This is a genomic window from Azospirillum sp. B4, assembly GCF_000333275.1.
In the GTDB taxonomy this organism is placed as follows: domain Bacteria; phylum Pseudomonadota; class Alphaproteobacteria; order Azospirillales; family Azospirillaceae; genus Nitrospirillum.
Window position 1 is genome coordinate 1 of sequence record NZ_BACU01000053.1, and the last position, 264, is coordinate 264.

General features: G+C 67.0%; 1 protein-coding gene. It reads left to right on the top strand.

Annotation, left to right across the window (positions count from 1 at the left end):
* Positions 1–184 (top strand): hypothetical protein (locus I55_RS36745; protein WP_044558850.1); only part of this gene is annotated, 184 nt, incomplete at its 5' end.
* Positions 185–264 lie beyond the last annotated feature (80 nt).

The following is a 264-nucleotide window of genomic DNA, read 5'->3' on the forward strand; positions in this document are numbered from 1 at the left end:
CCCCGCCTTTGTCAGCGCGGCGCGACGGTCGTTCGCCGGGGACGGGCGCGTCACCTGCGCGGTCTTCGACCTGGAAACCGCCGTGCCGGCGGAAGTCGCGGCCGCCGGGCCGTTCGACATCGTGATCGCGGCCAACGTGCTGCACGCCACGCGCCGGGCTGTCGGTGGCAGGCCGGCAGGTTGATGGCGGCTGCTATACGGAGGTATGTTATGTTTCCCTTTTGCCTTGTTGAGCTTTCAAGCTGATCCATTTCAAGCGGCGGG